This is a genomic window from Streptomyces sp. NPDC058457 (assembly GCF_042720695.1).
Taxonomy (GTDB): domain Bacteria; phylum Actinomycetota; class Actinomycetes; order Streptomycetales; family Streptomycetaceae; genus Streptomyces.
In genome coordinates this window covers 14,259-28,256 of sequence record NZ_JBHXLU010000134.1, presented here as the reverse complement: position 1 = coordinate 28,256, position 13,998 = coordinate 14,259, and the positions used below count along the sequence as shown (strand labels likewise).

At 70.0% G+C, this 13,998-nt stretch carries 11 protein-coding genes and 1 pseudogene; 4 read left to right on the top strand and 8 right to left on the bottom strand.

Features of this window, described 5'->3' with window-relative positions:
- A pseudogene (locus ACFWPS_RS50695) lies at positions 1-689 on the bottom strand (cytochrome P450); the annotation flags it as partial.
- Between the two features lie 11 nt (positions 690-700).
- Positions 701-2,497 carry a mycofactocin-coupled SDR family oxidoreductase gene (locus ACFWPS_RS50690; RefSeq protein ID WP_383720377.1) on the bottom strand — a complete coding sequence of 599 codons (1,797 nt, stop codon included), beginning with the start codon at positions 2,495-2,497 and terminating at the stop codon, positions 701-703.
- A gap of 99 nt (positions 2,498-2,596) precedes the next feature.
- Between ACFWPS_RS50690 and ACFWPS_RS50685 the strand changes: the two genes are divergently transcribed.
- Entirely contained in the window at positions 2,597-3,190 is a 594-nt protein-coding gene (locus tag ACFWPS_RS50685; RefSeq protein ID WP_383720375.1) for a TetR/AcrR family transcriptional regulator, read from the top strand.
- A gap of 756 nt (positions 3,191-3,946) precedes the next feature.
- On the top strand, positions 3,947-4,555 hold the full coding sequence (locus ACFWPS_RS50680; RefSeq protein ID WP_383720380.1) for a TetR/AcrR family transcriptional regulator: 609 nt from the start codon (positions 3,947-3,949) through the stop codon (positions 4,553-4,555).
- Between the two features lie 608 nt (positions 4,556-5,163).
- On the opposite strand, the gene ACFWPS_RS50675 is transcribed toward ACFWPS_RS50680, so the two are convergent.
- Together ACFWPS_RS50675 and ACFWPS_RS50670 are read right to left on the bottom strand one after the other, a co-directional pair.
- Complete coding sequence (locus tag ACFWPS_RS50675; protein ID WP_383720372.1) at positions 5,164-6,234, bottom strand: maleylacetate reductase; 1,071 nt, start codon at positions 6,232-6,234, stop codon at positions 5,164-5,166.
- Positions 6,231-7,142: a dioxygenase gene (locus ACFWPS_RS50670; protein ID WP_383720370.1), complete on the bottom strand. Its 912-nt coding sequence runs from the start codon at positions 7,140-7,142 to the stop codon at positions 6,231-6,233. The genes ACFWPS_RS50675 and ACFWPS_RS50670 overlap by 4 nt, the downstream gene beginning before the upstream one ends.
- A gap of 444 nt (positions 7,143-7,586) precedes the next feature.
- Here ACFWPS_RS50670 and ACFWPS_RS50665 point away from each other — a divergent pair, with 444 nt between their 5' ends.
- Positions 7,587-8,618, top strand: a complete 1,032-nt coding sequence (locus ACFWPS_RS50665) for an AraC family transcriptional regulator (RefSeq protein WP_383720367.1) — start codon at positions 7,587-7,589, stop codon at positions 8,616-8,618.
- Between the two features lie 459 nt (positions 8,619-9,077).
- On the opposite strand, the gene ACFWPS_RS50660 is transcribed toward ACFWPS_RS50665, so the two are convergent.
- Positions 9,078-9,722, bottom strand: a complete 645-nt coding sequence (locus ACFWPS_RS50660) for an NAD(P)-dependent oxidoreductase (RefSeq protein ID WP_383720365.1) — start codon at positions 9,720-9,722, stop codon at positions 9,078-9,080.
- 128 nt (positions 9,723-9,850) lie between these two features.
- Here ACFWPS_RS50660 and ACFWPS_RS50655 point away from each other — a divergent pair, with 128 nt between their 5' ends.
- Positions 9,851-10,288 (top strand): Rrf2 family transcriptional regulator, encoded by a 438-nt coding sequence (locus ACFWPS_RS50655; RefSeq protein ID WP_383720362.1) that lies wholly within the window; start codon positions 9,851-9,853, stop codon positions 10,286-10,288.
- A 292-nt stretch (positions 10,289-10,580) separates the two neighbouring features.
- Here ACFWPS_RS50655 and ACFWPS_RS50650 read toward each other — a convergent pair whose 3' ends face one another.
- The 3 genes from ACFWPS_RS50650 to ACFWPS_RS50640 all read right to left on the bottom strand — a co-directional run bounded on the left by ACFWPS_RS50650 (position 10,581) and on the right by ACFWPS_RS50640 (position 13,812).
- Positions 10,581-11,795 carry an acyl-CoA dehydrogenase family protein gene (locus tag ACFWPS_RS50650; RefSeq protein ID WP_383720360.1) on the bottom strand — a complete coding sequence of 405 codons (1,215 nt, stop codon included), beginning with the start codon at positions 11,793-11,795 and terminating at the stop codon, positions 10,581-10,583.
- An 81-nt stretch (positions 11,796-11,876) separates the two neighbouring features.
- Positions 11,877-12,446, bottom strand: coding sequence for a flavin reductase family protein (locus tag ACFWPS_RS50645; protein WP_383720357.1), 570 nt, complete (start codon positions 12,444-12,446; stop codon positions 11,877-11,879).
- Positions 12,447-12,609: 163 nt separating this feature from the next.
- Positions 12,610-13,812, bottom strand: coding sequence for a PucR family transcriptional regulator (locus ACFWPS_RS50640; protein ID WP_383720354.1), 1,203 nt, complete (start codon positions 13,810-13,812; stop codon positions 12,610-12,612).
- Positions 13,813-13,998: the final 186 nt, after the last annotated feature.

The window sequence follows — 13,998 nt, the reverse complement described above, 5'->3', positions numbered from 1 at the left end:
GAGCAGTAGGTCAGGACCTCCTCGTCGGTGAGGGTGCGGGTGAAGCCGTGCTCGTCCTCGAACTCGGCGGTCATCAGCTCGGTCATGAGGTCGTCGGACGGATGCTGCTTGCGCCACTCGATGTAGTCCTTGAAGGCATCCGTGCTGAGGATGTCCTCGTGGTTGATCTTTCCTCCGTCCTCGGTGCCCAGCGTGTCGTCGGTCTTGTCACGGATGGCGGGCTGGTCGGCCTCGGGGATGCCGAGCAGCATCCCGATCACCCGCATCGGCATCTCGGCGCCGACGGCCTCGACCAGGTCGAACCGCTCCGCGCCGGTGACCGGTTCGAGCGCGCGCCGACAGAAGGCCCGTACCCGCGGTTCCAGGGTGGCGATCCGGCGGGGCGTGAACACCCGGGCGAGCAGGCGGCGGTGGATGTCGTGGACGGGCGGGTCCTCGAAGATGAGGGTGCCGGGCGGGAGTTCGATGTCCGCCTGGATGATTTCGAGGATGTCGCCACGGGAGGAGGAATAGGTCTGCCAGTCCGCGAGACCGCGCTGGACGTCGGAGTGGCGGCTGACGGCGTAGAAGTCGTGCTGGTCGTTGTAGTAGAGGGGTGCTTCCTCGCGCAGCCGTGCGTAGAGGGGATAGGGGTCGCGGGCGAGGGCGGGGTCGTAGGGGTCCCAGTAGATGGTGTCTGCGGTAGTCACGTTCACGCCTCCTACTTGAGCAGGGCGCCGGCGTCGATCGGCAGGGTCACGCCGGTGACGAAACGGGACTCGTCAGAGGCGAGGAAGAGGACGGCGTTGCTGATGTCCAGCGACTCGACCCACGGGGTGGGCAGCACGTGCATGCTCTGGGAGACCGCCGCGAAGTCGTCGGCGGTGGGGTTCTCCAGGTCGGGGCGGAACATCCTGTAGGTGTCCTCGTGCATCACCATCGGCGTGTTGACCTGGGTGGAGTGCAGCGTGTTGACGCGGATGTTGTGCGGCCCCAACTCCTCTGCCATCGTGCGCATCAGGCCCACCACGCCGTGCTTGGCGGCTATGTAGTGGCCGATGTTCGGGTAGCCCTTGAGGCCTCCGACCGAGCTGGTCAGGATGACCGAGCCGCCCCGGGCGCCCGCGACGATGTGCGGGGTGGACACCCTGGTCGACAACCACACGCCGGTCAGGTTCACGTCGATCATGTCGCGCCAGGTCTTCTCGTCCATCACGTCGAGGGTGGCGCCGGTGCTGCCAAGGCCGGCGTTGGCCACGACGATGTCCAAGCGGCCGAATTCGGCGACACCGTCGTCCACGGCAGCCTTGAGCGCATCGTGGTCGCGAACGTCCGCCTGCACGGCGTGGATCCGCCGCCCCAGCTTCTGCACCTGGCTGACCGTCTCCTCCAGGTCTTCGGGCGTCGACATGCGGAACGTGACGCCGTCGAGCTGCTTGCACACGTCGACGGCGATGATGTCGGCGCCCTCCTCGGCCAGCCGTACGGCATGGCTGCGGCCCTGGCCGCGCGCGGCACCGGTGATGAAGGCGACCTTGCCTTCGACTCGTCCGGGCATGAGATACCTCGATTCCATGGTGGGGTTGGTCTGGATACGGTCGGGGGGTGACGACAGAGGGGAGACCTGGTCACCGGGTTGAGCGCTGACGGCGGGCTGGACGACGGTGGTCTCCAGGCTGTTCCCGCACGGTCTGCCGCGGGTGGACGTCGACCGTCCCTGAGCGCTCGATGCGGATCGTCGCGCCCGCCGTGCCCTGGAACGGGGCGGCGTCAGCGGCCGGCTGACCCTCGTCACGGGTGCCGCCGCCGAGATGGTGTCCCCCGGCGAGGTCCTGTCCCTGCTCCCGCCAGAAGGCCGGGTGACCGGGGATCGCCTGAGCCTGTTCGTTCTCGTACGGGGTGATGTGGTCGTAAGGCATCCCGTTGGAGTTCGCCTGCGGCAGGTCCTGGCACCGCAGCGTGTCGCAGCGACGATGCCACGGGACTCCATCGGCTCGGGGGCGCAGGACTGCTGGTGGACGGTCACGCTCACCAGAAGCGGTGTGCCGCCGAGGACGGGGTCGAGGTCTGCCATCGGGCGCCCGGTCGACTGCCCCGGCAGGTTGTCCGACTGCGGGGACCGGCCAGACCCGGCGGCCTTCAGCGCAGTGGCGTGGTCGGCGACCGGCGGCAGGTCGTCGTAGTCGCCGACGAACCGCACCTCGCTCTCGGCCAACGGCGGCCGGCGGGTGTCGCGTCCGTCGACGGTGTACCGCTGCTCGCGCACGCCCGGGTCGAGGTCCCGGGCGACGGACACGTCGGGCACGCCTTCGTGTGGGAGCGCCTCCGGCACATCGACGGCGGCGATGCGGAGGCGGGCCACAGGGTCGCGGACGAGGCAGGCGCGCCGGAGGTCGGGGCGGACGACGATGACGAGGTAGGTGCCGGTTCCGGTCAGCGGGCTCGTGTCCTCGACACGCGGGACACGGGTGCCGGTGCAGCGATGCCCGGAGGTCGCCTCGTCTGTGGTCCGCACCATCGGCCCGGTCCTCCGTTCGCGCATTGAACGAATGTTTAACACGAGCGCTGAACAACTGTTTAACATCGCTCTCACAAGCCGTCAAGCACAATGAGCGGCATGACCGCACCTCGCCGCATGGGCACCGAGAACTCCAAGACGCGCCAGGTCCTGCTCGATGCCGCCGAGCGGCTGATGCTCGAGGAGGGGTACGCCGCCGTGGGCATCCGCCGTGTGGCGCGCGAGGCCGACGTGGCACCGGCGCTGGTGCTGTACTACTTCCGCTCGCTGGACGATCTGTTCCTCGCCGTACTACGGCGGCGCGGCGACGCAGAAGTGGAGCGGGTGGTCCGCCTTCTGGACGGCCCGCAGCCACTGCGCACCCTGTGGCGCGTCGCCAGCCACCCGGGAAACGCACTGACCACGGAGTTCGCCGCCCTGGCCAACCACCGCAAGGCGATCCGCGCCGAGCTCGCCGCCCGCGCCGAGCACTACCGCGAGGCACAGCTGGAGGCACTCACCCGCAGACTCGCGGAGGCAGGCACCGCACTGCCGCCCGAGGTGTCCCCCGCCGTGCTGCTCATGCTGACGAACGCTCTGGGCCGGATCCTGATGATGGAGAGCGCGATGGGCATGACGACCCGGCACGCGGAGGCCCTCGAGTTCGTGGAGCGGTTCCTGCAACGATACGAAGGCGCCGCCGCAGACGGGTGAGACGGCGCTCAGCGGACAGCTCGGCGAAGATCCCCAGGTGGGCATCGGTAACCTTCCCGACCCGGTCGAGGACGCGGCGACGGACTGACGGCCATGCTCCACCCCACCCCCACCCGGCCGCATCGCGAGTGCAGGCCGGGCGGGGTCCGCCCGGGCGACTGCGGCCAGCGGCTCGTCGCTCCTGAGGTCGCGTCGAGGCCGCGTCCGTCCGCCCGGCACTCACGGCGACCGCATCCGGGGCTGCCCCGGTGACACGATTCGAGTCACCGTCCGCGTCCCGCCACCGGGTCGGCGGCCGGCGCAGCAGACAACAGTCATCGAATGCACGGGCGTTCGGAATCGAGCGGACGAAGCCGACCGGACCGCTCCCCGCCGCTCGACTGCCCGCACCTCCGGACGCGAACCTGCCGACCCACGAGGGGCCGGGCGGGGGCGGACGGAGCGGGATGTCGAGGACCGAGAGGGCAGGTGCCCAATGCGCATGGGAGGATTCCTTCGCCCTGGAACCAGCGCACGCCGAGGCCTTCGCCCCAGGCGCCCGCATCAACACTTACCAAGTGGTCGTTTTCCAATGCGACGCTAGGCCTGCACAGGGAGGGGCGAAAAGAGTACGATCGATGTTCGTAATCAGAGCGTTACCTCTTACTCGACCCCCGATGCGCGCCGCCTCAAATCCCGACCGTGTGGTAAATTTTTACGCCCGGACCGACCATGACCACCGTCCGGACCAGCGCCGTCAAGGAGAGTGAGCGCACCGTGGGGCAGGCACGAGCCCGGGGACCGTACGCCAAGACACCGGCTCGTAGGGCGGAGATCGTACGGGCGGCGCGCGACAGCTTCGCCGAGCGCGGCTATGCCAACGCGTCCTTGCGGGATATCGCGGAACGGGCCGGCATCACCCACGCCGGGCTCCTGCACCACTTCCGCAACAAGGAGGAACTCCTTGCCGAGGTGCTCTCCGACCGCGACTCCGAGGAGTGGCAGCGAGGCCTGGCCGAGGTCGACAGTCTCGACCGGCTCGGGCCCTACCTGGGCGAGTTGATGCGTCACCACCAGGAGGCCCCCGAGCTGATGCGCCTGTGGATCGAGCTCGCGGCGGCGGCCTCGCGGCCGGACCATCCCGCGCACACCTACTTTGTCGAGCGTTACGAACGCAGCCGTGCCCAGTTCGCCGACGGATTCCCCGACGAGACAACCCGCGGCAAACTCCGCGACGGCGTCAGCCCGCAGAGCGCGGCGGCCCTCTTCCAAGCGGTCCTCAACGGGCTCCAGCTGCAGTGGGTGCTCGACCAGGATCTCGACATCGTCGGACCAGTCACCGACTTCGTACGACTGCTGTTCGAGCCCGACGACGCTGAGGGTTGAACTCGAGATTGAGCACGTCCAAGTCGGTGAAGTCCCTGCCCGCCCGGTCCCGGGCGCGGTGGGCCGCCTCGACCAGTGCGAGACCGAAGCAGAGCAGCCCGATCGCCAGACACAGGACGCGGTGATCCGCGCTAGCGGCTCGCGGCCTGCAGCCCGTCCTGGTCGGCGAGGAGGAAGGCTGCTGCGCCGTCGTTGAGCGGGGAGGAGTTGTCCGCTGTCGCCGTTCCCCCTCCTTGGGGGAGAGTGGACCGAGCTCCGTCGTCGCCTCCAACGAGACGTTCGCCCGGACGCTCTCCTCCTCCGCGAAGGGGACCGGGTCATCCGCTCGCCACGATCGCCGGCGAACCGGACCGCCAGCCCGGAGTCCGAAGCCCCGCAGTTGTGGACACCACCAACAGCCACGCCACGCGGATGCGAAGAACGCCTGGACCGGCGCGTCCGGAACTCCACTCAGTCCGAATCCCCCGATCACGGAGGGGACACGCCGTCCGACACGTCCGACACGTCCGTCTCGGCGGCGGAGGCGACGACCCTGTCCATGCTCGTTCGGACTCCCTCGTGTTCCGGGTCCGCCGTGACCTGATCTCCTTCGCGGGGCGGAGGTGCTCTCAGGAGACCGGAGGCTGTCCGGACCAGGCGGCGCGCAGGAGCCGGCCGAGGCCGTCCGCGGTCACCTCACGGGGGTTGGCGTAGGGATTGGCCAGCGCCACCTGGACGATCCGGTCGATGTCGCTCTCCGCCATGCCGAGTTCGCGAAGGGACCGGGGCGCGCCGAGCCGGCCGGCGAGGTCCCACAGATGCGCGGCCGGGTCGGCGGCGCCCAGGGCGCGGCCGAGCGCGGCCACCGCCTTCGGTGCGGCGTCCTGGTTGTAGGCGAGTGCATGCGGGAGCACCACGGTGTGGGTCTGGGCATGCGGCAGGTCGAGGGTGCCGCCGAGGGCGTGGCACAGCTTGTGGTGCAGGGACATGGTGGTGGCTCCGAGGCAGGCGCCGCACAGCCAGGCGCCGTACTGGGCGCGGGCGCGGGCGTCGAGGTCGGTGCCGTCGGCGACGATGTCCGGGAGTGCGGTGGCGAGCGCGCGTACCCCTTCCTCGGCCATCAGGTCGATGACCGGTGAGGCGTCGGGCGCGTACAGGGCCTCGACCGCGTGCGCGATCGCGTTCATGCCGCTGGTCACGGAGACCGCTGCGGGCAGGGTGACGGTGAGCGTGGGGTCGTAGAGCACCGAGACCGGCAGGACGCGTGGATCCCGGCCGGTGCGCTTGACACCGTTCTCCGTCAGGCCCCACACCGGTGTCATCTCCGACCCGGCGTACGTCGTCGGTACGGCGACGACCGGCAGTCCGTGCTGGAGGGCGACGATCTTCCCGAGGCCGATCGCCGAGCCACCGCCGACGGCGACGCAGCCGTCCGCGTTCACCTCTTCCGCGCGCCGCTGGGCCGCGGCCGCCGACTCGGCCGGTACGTGCATCCGGGCGTGGGGGTGGATGTCCACCGCACGGACGCCGATCAGACCGGCGACGGTCTCGGCGAGCTCCCGCTGTTCGGGCGAGCACAGCACCATGACCCGCTTGAGGCCGGCGTGGTCGATCTCGTCGGCGAGCCGGTCGAGGGTGTTGGTGCCCATCACCACACGCATCGGGAGCGCCTGGTAGCTGAAGTCGAGCGGGGTGTTCATGGGGCGTCCTTGTTCGTCTCGGGCTCGATCGCCTCGGGGTCGGTCGTCTCCGGCTCGACGGTGATGTCGAACTCGGCTGTGCGGAACGGGGCGGTGACCTGGTACTCGCGTGCCCGCTCCGTGTCGTCGACCTGCACGAAGTCGACGACAAGGTTCTCCTTGACGGCGAAGACGGCGTCCGAGTCGAGGTAGGGGCCGTCGGCGACGAAGATGTGTGTGGTCAGCGGTCGGTGGCCGGCGGCCTCGACGATGAAGTGGATGTGGGCCGGGCGGTACGGGTGCCGGTCGGTGGCGTCCAGCAGCACTCCCACCGGGCCGTCGGTCGGAATGGGGTAGTGACTCGGCACGATCGTGCGGAACCACACGCGGCCGTCGTCGTCGGTCCGGAACAGACCGCGTCCGTTGCCCAGCGGCTGGACGTCGGGCTGCTGCACGTCGTAGAAGCCGTCCTCGCTGCACTGCCAGACGTCGACGCTCGTTCCGGGCAGCGGGCTGCCGTCCGACGACGTGACGCGCAGCGAGACGACACAGGGCGTTCCGGTGCCCATGAGGTCTATGTTGTCCCCGCTCTCGCGCTGGGGGGACTCCACCACGTGGAACGGCCCGAGCACCGTGCTCTCGGTGCCACCGCCCTGCTCGTTCAGCGTCTCGACCAGCATGGACACTCCCAGCACGTCGGAGAGGAGGATGAACTCCTGACGGGTGGGATCGCATTTCTGCCCCACGGCGGTGAGGTAGTCCACGGCGTACTCCCACTCCTCGATGGTGGGGCGCAGCTCGTTGACGTAACCGTGCAGATGGCGAACGAGCCCTTGGAGCAGTTCACGCAACCGGGAGTCCGGGGTGCCGTGGAAGCTGTCGACAACCGCGGCGGTGATGGCCTTCGTCGCTTCGTCGGTGCCGGGCATGACATACCTCCAGTGGTGGCAGGCGCCTGTCGGCCGGGGCCGTGGCGCCGGTGTGCGTCGGCTGTCGTTCGCCCACCGCTCTGTGGGGCGCACGGGCGATTCTGTCGACGGCTCGGGGACCGGGCCGCGGCCGGGCCCCGTTCCGCCCGGACGAGACCGGTGACGCGGACACGGTTCCTCTTCGTGGACGACGATCCGGGGCGAACTGGCTGGGGGAGACGCTACGAAGCCGCGGCCAGGAGCGATATCCGCGGAGCGCGGCCGGCAGCCGAATCGCGCGACGAGTTCCGAACGGCCTGGCGGTACGGGCGCTTGAAAGACCGGAGGGCTCTCCCCCACAGCCCTTGTGACAATGCTCTCAGCCACCCGATGACCTGGTATTTCCTGCCGGAATCCGCCGTTCCCCCACTTGTTGGCCGAGCACGTCGGAGATAACAATGGACTATGGGCCGCTCCCTCTTGGCGAGCCACGTGCTGTGCCGCGATTCAGGCTTCGAGGACTTCCGCGAACGCCTCAACGACCTGTTCTATCCGGCGGACGTCACCCCGCTGTCGGGCTCCGACGGCTCCGGCGGGGAGCTCCGGGGCACCCGCACGGAGCACGTCACCATCGGCATGATGACCTTCGGCCAGCGCACGCGCGTCGATCCCGGACGGACGCCGTCGCACTACCACGTCAACGTCGTCCTGAGAGGCTCCATCGAGGCGGCCACCGGCCGCCAGGAGATGGTGGCCACCGCAGGCGAGGCCATGGTCTTCACACCCACACAGCAGCACCGGCTGCTGAGCTGCGGCAACGACGCGAGGCATCTGGGCATCAAGATCGACCGGAGCCTCGTCGAGGCCGAGCTCCAGGCACTTCTGGGCCATCCGCTGCAGGCTCCGCTGGAGTTCGCGTTCGGTTTCGACATGACGACCGCGCCGGGCCGCAGTTGGCGCAACACCCTCGACCTGCTGCTGGCCGAGTCCGACAGCGCCGACGGGCTCATCGGCCGGCATCCGGTCCGGCAGCACTTCGAACGCCTGCTGGTGAGCGGCCTGTTGCTGGCCCAGCCGCACAACTACACGGAAGAGCTGCTGCGTCCGCAGTTGCCCGCCTATCCGCGGACGGTACGCAAGGCCGTCGACCTCATCGACACCCACCCCGAGACCCCGTTCACCGTCGGGGACCTGGCCCAGGCGGCGGGCGTCAGCGCCCGCCGCCTCCAGGAGGGTTTCAGGGAGCATGTGGGCGTGACCCCGATGACGTATCTGCGCAACGTCCGCCTGGAGCGTGTCCGCACCGAACTCCTGGCAGGCACCACGGGAGTCACCGAAGCGGCCGGGCGGTGGGGCTTCACCCACCTGAGCCGGTTCTCCGCCGCGTATCGCCGGCGCTTCGGAGTCGTACCCTCCGAGACACTTGCCGGATCCGAAGGCCAGGACCGCGGTGAGCGCAAGGACCTCGGGCACGGCGGCGAACGTACGTCGGCATAGCCCGTATCGCGAAGTAGAGCGGTCACGGCAGGAGGGGCGCCGGCAACGCGGCTGCCGTGGTCACGGCGTTCGACCACCGTCCGGGTTACGGCACTCCCCCGCCGGAAGACGGCGCCCTGCCGGTGCCGGCGTCCCTGGCACGTCCGGTGCAACGGGTATGGCGCCATCGCGGAATCGGGCGATGACGCCATAGGCCGGTGGGACTCACGGCTCAAGGAGGTGTACTGGCGGGTTCGCGTGGCTCTGGCGTCGGCAGACGTTCGGCGACGGTCTGCGGTGACCCACCTCGTGGTCGTATCCACAGGCGAGGGCTGGTGGGGGCGTTGTACGACGTCCGATCCCAGCGTACGACCAGCCCCTCGCGCCGAGCCGGGCCGGGTACCCTCCTGACGGCGTCGTAGGCCGTATCGCGGAAGACGAACGGTACGCGGACGACGCCGGGTTGCCAGGGCGGTCGGGTCAGTAGGCGACGCTCAAGCGGGCCTGGCGGTGGGTGGGCTTGTCGATCTCGTCGACGAAGGCGATGGCGTAGTCGGCGCCGGAGATGAAGGACCTGCCCTCGGCGTCGGAGAGCAGCACGTCGCCGCCGACGCGGAAGGCGCCGGTGCGCTCGCCGGGAACCCAGGCGCCGAACTCGGCGGCCGGGCTGACGTAGAACCAGTGCGCGTCCGTGTCCGCGGCCCGCAGCGCCTCCAGGGCCTGCGCGTGCGAGCTCGCCTCGGCCTTGTAGGCCTCCGGGAAATCAGGGGAGTCGATCAGCCGCGGGCCGCCCTCGGTGGCGTGCAGGCTGCCCGCACCGCCCACCACGCCGATCCGGGCACCGCCCTCGGCCGCCGCCGTCAGGAGCGAGGGGACGAGCGGGAGCAGGAACGGCTCGCCGTCCACGCTGCCGCGGACCGCGACGACCAGCACGTCGGACTTGGCCGCCAGGTCGCGCACCAGGGCCTCGTCGTCGAGGGACCCGGCGACCGGGGTGACCCCGGGGCGGGTCTCAGCGGAGCCGGTGCGGTTGACCGCGATGACCTCGTGGCCGCGGCGCAGGGCCTCGTCGGTGATGTGGCCGCCGGCGTAGCCGGTCGCGCCGAAGACGGTGATGGTCGCCATGGGGATCTCCCTAAGGTATGTGTCGCTGTGCTGTGCTCTAGCGCTGGCCAATTCGAAACCACGGCGCTTACGAATTTAACTGTAACAGCAACAGGTACGGTTTCCCGCGCAGGCCGTACCATGAACTCATGGCACAGCCCACGAACACCCAGTTCGCGGTCGGCGTGCACCTGCTCACCCTGCTGGCCGGAAGTCCCGGCGAATGGCGGGACTCGCAGTCCCTCGCCGTCAGCCCCGCGACCAACGCCGCGCACGCGCGCCGTATCCTCGGCCAGTTGCGCACGGCCGGGCTGGTCCGCTCGCAGCCCGGACCGCGCGGCGGCTGGATGCTCGAACACGACGCCGAGCGGATCGACCTGGCCATGGTCTGGCTGGCGCTCAACGGCGAGGACCCGGTCCTGGGCATGCACGTCCCACAACCCGACTGCCCCGCGGGCCGACGCGTACACCGCAGCCTCCTCGCGCTGGACCGGCGGGCGCGCCGCGCCTTGCTGAGCGAACTCGCCCGCACCACCGTCGCCGACGTACTGCGCGAGGACACCGCGCTGGCGGTTGACAGCGGCTGAGCCCGACCGCAGAGCGGGCGCTGAACCTCGACCACCAGGACGAGTTCGGCGGGCACCGCCGTCGCGGAGCCGGTCATGACGTCATTCGGCGTCGAACTCTCCGCGGGCGGCACCACCTGCCTGATCATCTGTGCGGCCGGGTGCGCGCAAGGACGATGCCGTGGCCGACGAGGCCGGCCGGTTCGTGGCCGAGGGCGCACCCCGGCAACGCGAGCGCAAAGGCGTCCGACGCGCCCGCGTGCTCGCGACGGTGATCCGAGGCTTCGCCGGAGGAAACCCGCGGTTCGGAGGATCAGAGGTAATCGGGGAATTCCTGGTCCATCCCGAGCAGGCTGAGTGCGTACTCCTCCCGGTTCAGGAGGACGTTGTTCAGGCCGTGGCGGCTGGCGACCTCGATGTCGCGCCATACCCGCTGGAGCGGGTTGGACAGCGCGAAGCTGCGGGTTCCCCCGATGTCGAGGAGGAGGTCGACGGCGTTGCGGAAGCTGCGTGTCGCGACGGCGGCGTCACCGCGCAGCAGCGCCCGCTCGCCGGCTTCGAGGACCCGGCCCTCGTGGGCGGCGGTATCGACGGCGTCGGCGGCCCGCAGCAGATGGAAGCGTCCCGTGTCGATCGCCGCTCGCGCGTCCGCCAGAGCGAGGCGGTAGCTGGGAGCCCGGCGGATGTCTGTGTACCCGGCTGTGATCGGGCGGCCGGATTTCATCGAGGCCAACGTCAGGTCCCAGGCCGCTTCGGCCATGCCCATGATCGGTCCGACGATGCCCAGGCAGGCGCTGGTGGCGAGCGAAGCCCTGTACCCGGGCTCCGCCGGGAGCCACGACGTGAACTTCCTGCCCATGAAGACGTCCTGGTCGAGTGTGAACTCGTACGGCACGAACAGGTCCTTCGCGACGTACGTGTTGCTCCCGGTCCCGGCCATCCCCGCGACGTACCAGGTGTCCTCGATCGTGAGATCGGCCGCGGGCACGAGGGCGTAGCGGATCTCCCGCACCTGCCCGGTGTCGTCCACCACGGCGAAGGCGCTCAGCGTCCACTGCGCCTGGTGACTGCCCGACGCGAACGGCCACCTGACGTCGAGCCGGTAACCGCCGTCCACCTCGGTCCCCGGTCCTCCCGGTGTGAACTGGCTGATCGTCACGTTGTGGGGATCCTTGTAGACGGCGGCCCGCACCTCCTCGGGGAACATCCCCATGCCGAAGGCGGTGGTGTTCGCGATGAACGCGACCCATCCAACGGACCCGTCACCACGGGCGAGTTCGGCGGAGACCTCGACGAGTGTGCGGACACCGCCGCCGGACCCGCCGGACGCACGCGGCGTACAGGCCTGGAAGAGGCCGGCGGACCGCACCGCGTCGGTCACCTCCTGCGTGAGGCGACGACCGTTCTCCGTGCGTTCCGCGTTCTCCCGCAGAAGGGGGATCAGGTCATGTGCGGTGTGCACCAGTTTCTCGCGTGTGCTTGCAGCGTCGGCCGCCGCTTGTGTGGCGCTGACCGCGTGAACCGTCATGATGGGGCTCCATTCCTGGGCAGGTTTCTGCCTGTCTTCGGCTCCGGCCGGACGGCGGGAGCGCGTCTGGGTGCGGTCGCGCTAACGCGCGCCCGAGACCAACTCGGACAGCTCGCTCAGCTGATGCCAGGTCCGGTTGTGGTAGATCAGCGGACGCGAGGCGTCGCGCGGGGCGGCATCCGCCGGCGCGTGGTGCGCGTGGGTGGCGTTGACGACGACGAGGGTCGAGGCTCCGGCCGCGAAGGTGGCCGCGATGCCGCCGCGGATGCACACCGGGGCGGCGACGAAGTACGGCTCGCCGGTGGCCAGCCGGGCCCAGGCACCGGTGTCGGCGAAGCGGTCCGCTCCGCTCGTCGCGCACAGCCGCGCGAGGTCGACCTGGTCGGCCCCCAGCAGGTGCACAACCACGGAGGACGACTCCAGGATGGTCGGTGTGGCCGAGGAGAGGGCCGACACCGAGAAGACGAGCAGAGGCGGCGTCGCGCTCACCGATATCACCGACGTCGCGGTCAGCGCGACCGGGCCTCGGCCGGCGTCGGCGGTCACGACCGCCACCCCGCCTGCGTGATGGCGGAACGCCTTTCGGAAGCCGTCTGCCGACAGGCCGGGTTCAAGAGAGGCTTCGTCGATCAACGCGACGTGATGTCGCATGTGACCACGATCGGTGATTTCAGACATCGGCGGCGTCTCCAGTCAACATCGACGAAACGATGTGTTCATGGAACCCGGCATGCCGACCTGAGCGCTTGCCCGATCTCACCAAATCGTCCGGCGCCGACTGCGCCGGCGGACCAACACCTCGCGAGGCGACCGGCTACGCGGTCGGCGCATCGGGGCCGGCGTCCGGGCCGATGACGGCCGCGAGCCGCAGGGCGACGCCCAGTTCGAGCTGCCGGGTCCTGACGGCGTGTCCGAGCAGCTCCTCCGCACGCTTGACGCGGTAGATGACCGTGTTCTTCGCCACGAACAGGGTGCGCGCGGCGTCCTGCGGTCTGCAGTTGCACTCCAGGAACGCCCGCAGGGTCTCGCGCAGCACGCGCGGCGTCTCCCCGCCGTCGCCCAGTCTGCCGAGCTCGTCATGCATGAAGCTCAGCGCGTCGCCCGGTTCGGCGGTGAGGAGCGCCACCAGGCGAACGTCGTGGTAGTCCACGACCTGCCCACAGCCGACCGCGTATGTGCTCAACTCGGCCACACGTGCGGCGGCCTGCGCCTCTTCGTGAGAGTCCGCGAATCCCCGCAGGCCGGGGTGTCGTCTCCCCAGCGCGACGAGGACATCGGGGCACTCGGTGACGGCGGACGCGACCGGAGCGGACAGGCTGGTGACAGCTGCCCACGCCCAGACCTCCGTTCGGTCGACCACCATCACCAGATGCGCAGTCGCCCCCAGGCCGCGCAACGCCGACACGGCCACCTCACGCAGCGGAGCGGCATCCCCGGAAGCGGCTACGCTCCGCCGGAAGACCATGCCGACATGCGAGGAGCCTTCCAGGTCATAGGCGAGAACCCGGGACGCGGTCTGGGTGGAGATCTCCTCGCCCGCGAGAATCGACCGCACCATCTCGTCCCGACGCGCGTTCGTACTCGCCAGCCATCGACGCTCCTCCGCGAGGTAGAAGTCGGTGATCGCGGCGTGGAACGAATTGGCGAACTCGAAGAGGATCGTGAACACCAGCTCCAGCTGCTCCGCCTGCTGGTCCGGCGGGACGATGCGTCGGCATGCGCCGAGATACGCGTCCGCGAGCTGCTCGTTCCCTGCGCGGAACCCGCTCAGGACCTGCTCCAGCGGCACGCGACGAGGGATCATGTCGATCACCTGTTGCTCGATCTCGCGTGTTCTCCCCGACTTCTCCGGCGCGCCGGACAGCACGGAGAGCAGCGTGGTGATGACGAACGACTCCGAGCTGGGTCGCAACATCTGCACCGCGCGGTCCCGGCCGCCCAGCGGCAGCACCTCGCTCGCCCTCTCGCTGAGTTCGAGCGCGAGCTCGACCGCCCAGGCCACGGGCGCTTCGCCCAACCGGTCAAGGGCCGGTTGAAAGATTTCGGAGCTGCAGGCGGGACCGGGCAGGGCGGTCCGGGTCGGTCGCAGTTCCCGGACCCAGCGCCCTTCGACGGTCATCGGCCCGGCCCGTTTCCCGGGCTCGGAGGCGGGGCCGGATAGTCCGGGCCGAGCGGGCACCGCTCACCGGCCGCAAGGCACGGC

Excerpts from the sequence above, each read along its gene's own strand:
- ACFWPS_RS50690 (WP_383720377.1), bottom strand. The coding sequence starts at position 2,497 with ATGGTGCGGACCACAGACGAGGCGACCTCCGGGCATCGCTGCACCGGC.
- ACFWPS_RS50650 (WP_383720360.1), bottom strand. The coding sequence starts at position 11,795 with ATGACGGTTCACGCGGTCAGCGCCACACAAGCGGCGGCCGACGCTGCA.
- ACFWPS_RS50675 (WP_383720372.1), bottom strand. The coding sequence starts at position 6,234 with ATGAACACCCCGCTCGACTTCAGCTACCAGGCGCTCCCGATGCGTGTG.
- ACFWPS_RS50645 (WP_383720357.1), bottom strand. The coding sequence starts at position 12,446 with ATGCGACATCACGTCGCGTTGATCGACGAAGCCTCTCTTGAACCCGGC.
- ACFWPS_RS50655 (WP_383720362.1), top strand. The coding sequence starts at position 9,851 with ATGGCACAGCCCACGAACACCCAGTTCGCGGTCGGCGTGCACCTGCTC.
- ACFWPS_RS50685 (WP_383720375.1), top strand. The coding sequence starts at position 2,597 with ATGACCGCACCTCGCCGCATGGGCACCGAGAACTCCAAGACGCGCCAG.
- ACFWPS_RS50660 (WP_383720365.1), bottom strand. The coding sequence starts at position 9,722 with ATGGCGACCATCACCGTCTTCGGCGCGACCGGCTACGCCGGCGGCCAC.
- ACFWPS_RS50665 (WP_383720367.1), top strand. The coding sequence starts at position 7,587 with ATGGGCCGCTCCCTCTTGGCGAGCCACGTGCTGTGCCGCGATTCAGGC.
- ACFWPS_RS50670 (WP_383720370.1), bottom strand. The coding sequence starts at position 7,142 with ATGCCCGGCACCGACGAAGCGACGAAGGCCATCACCGCCGCGGTTGTC.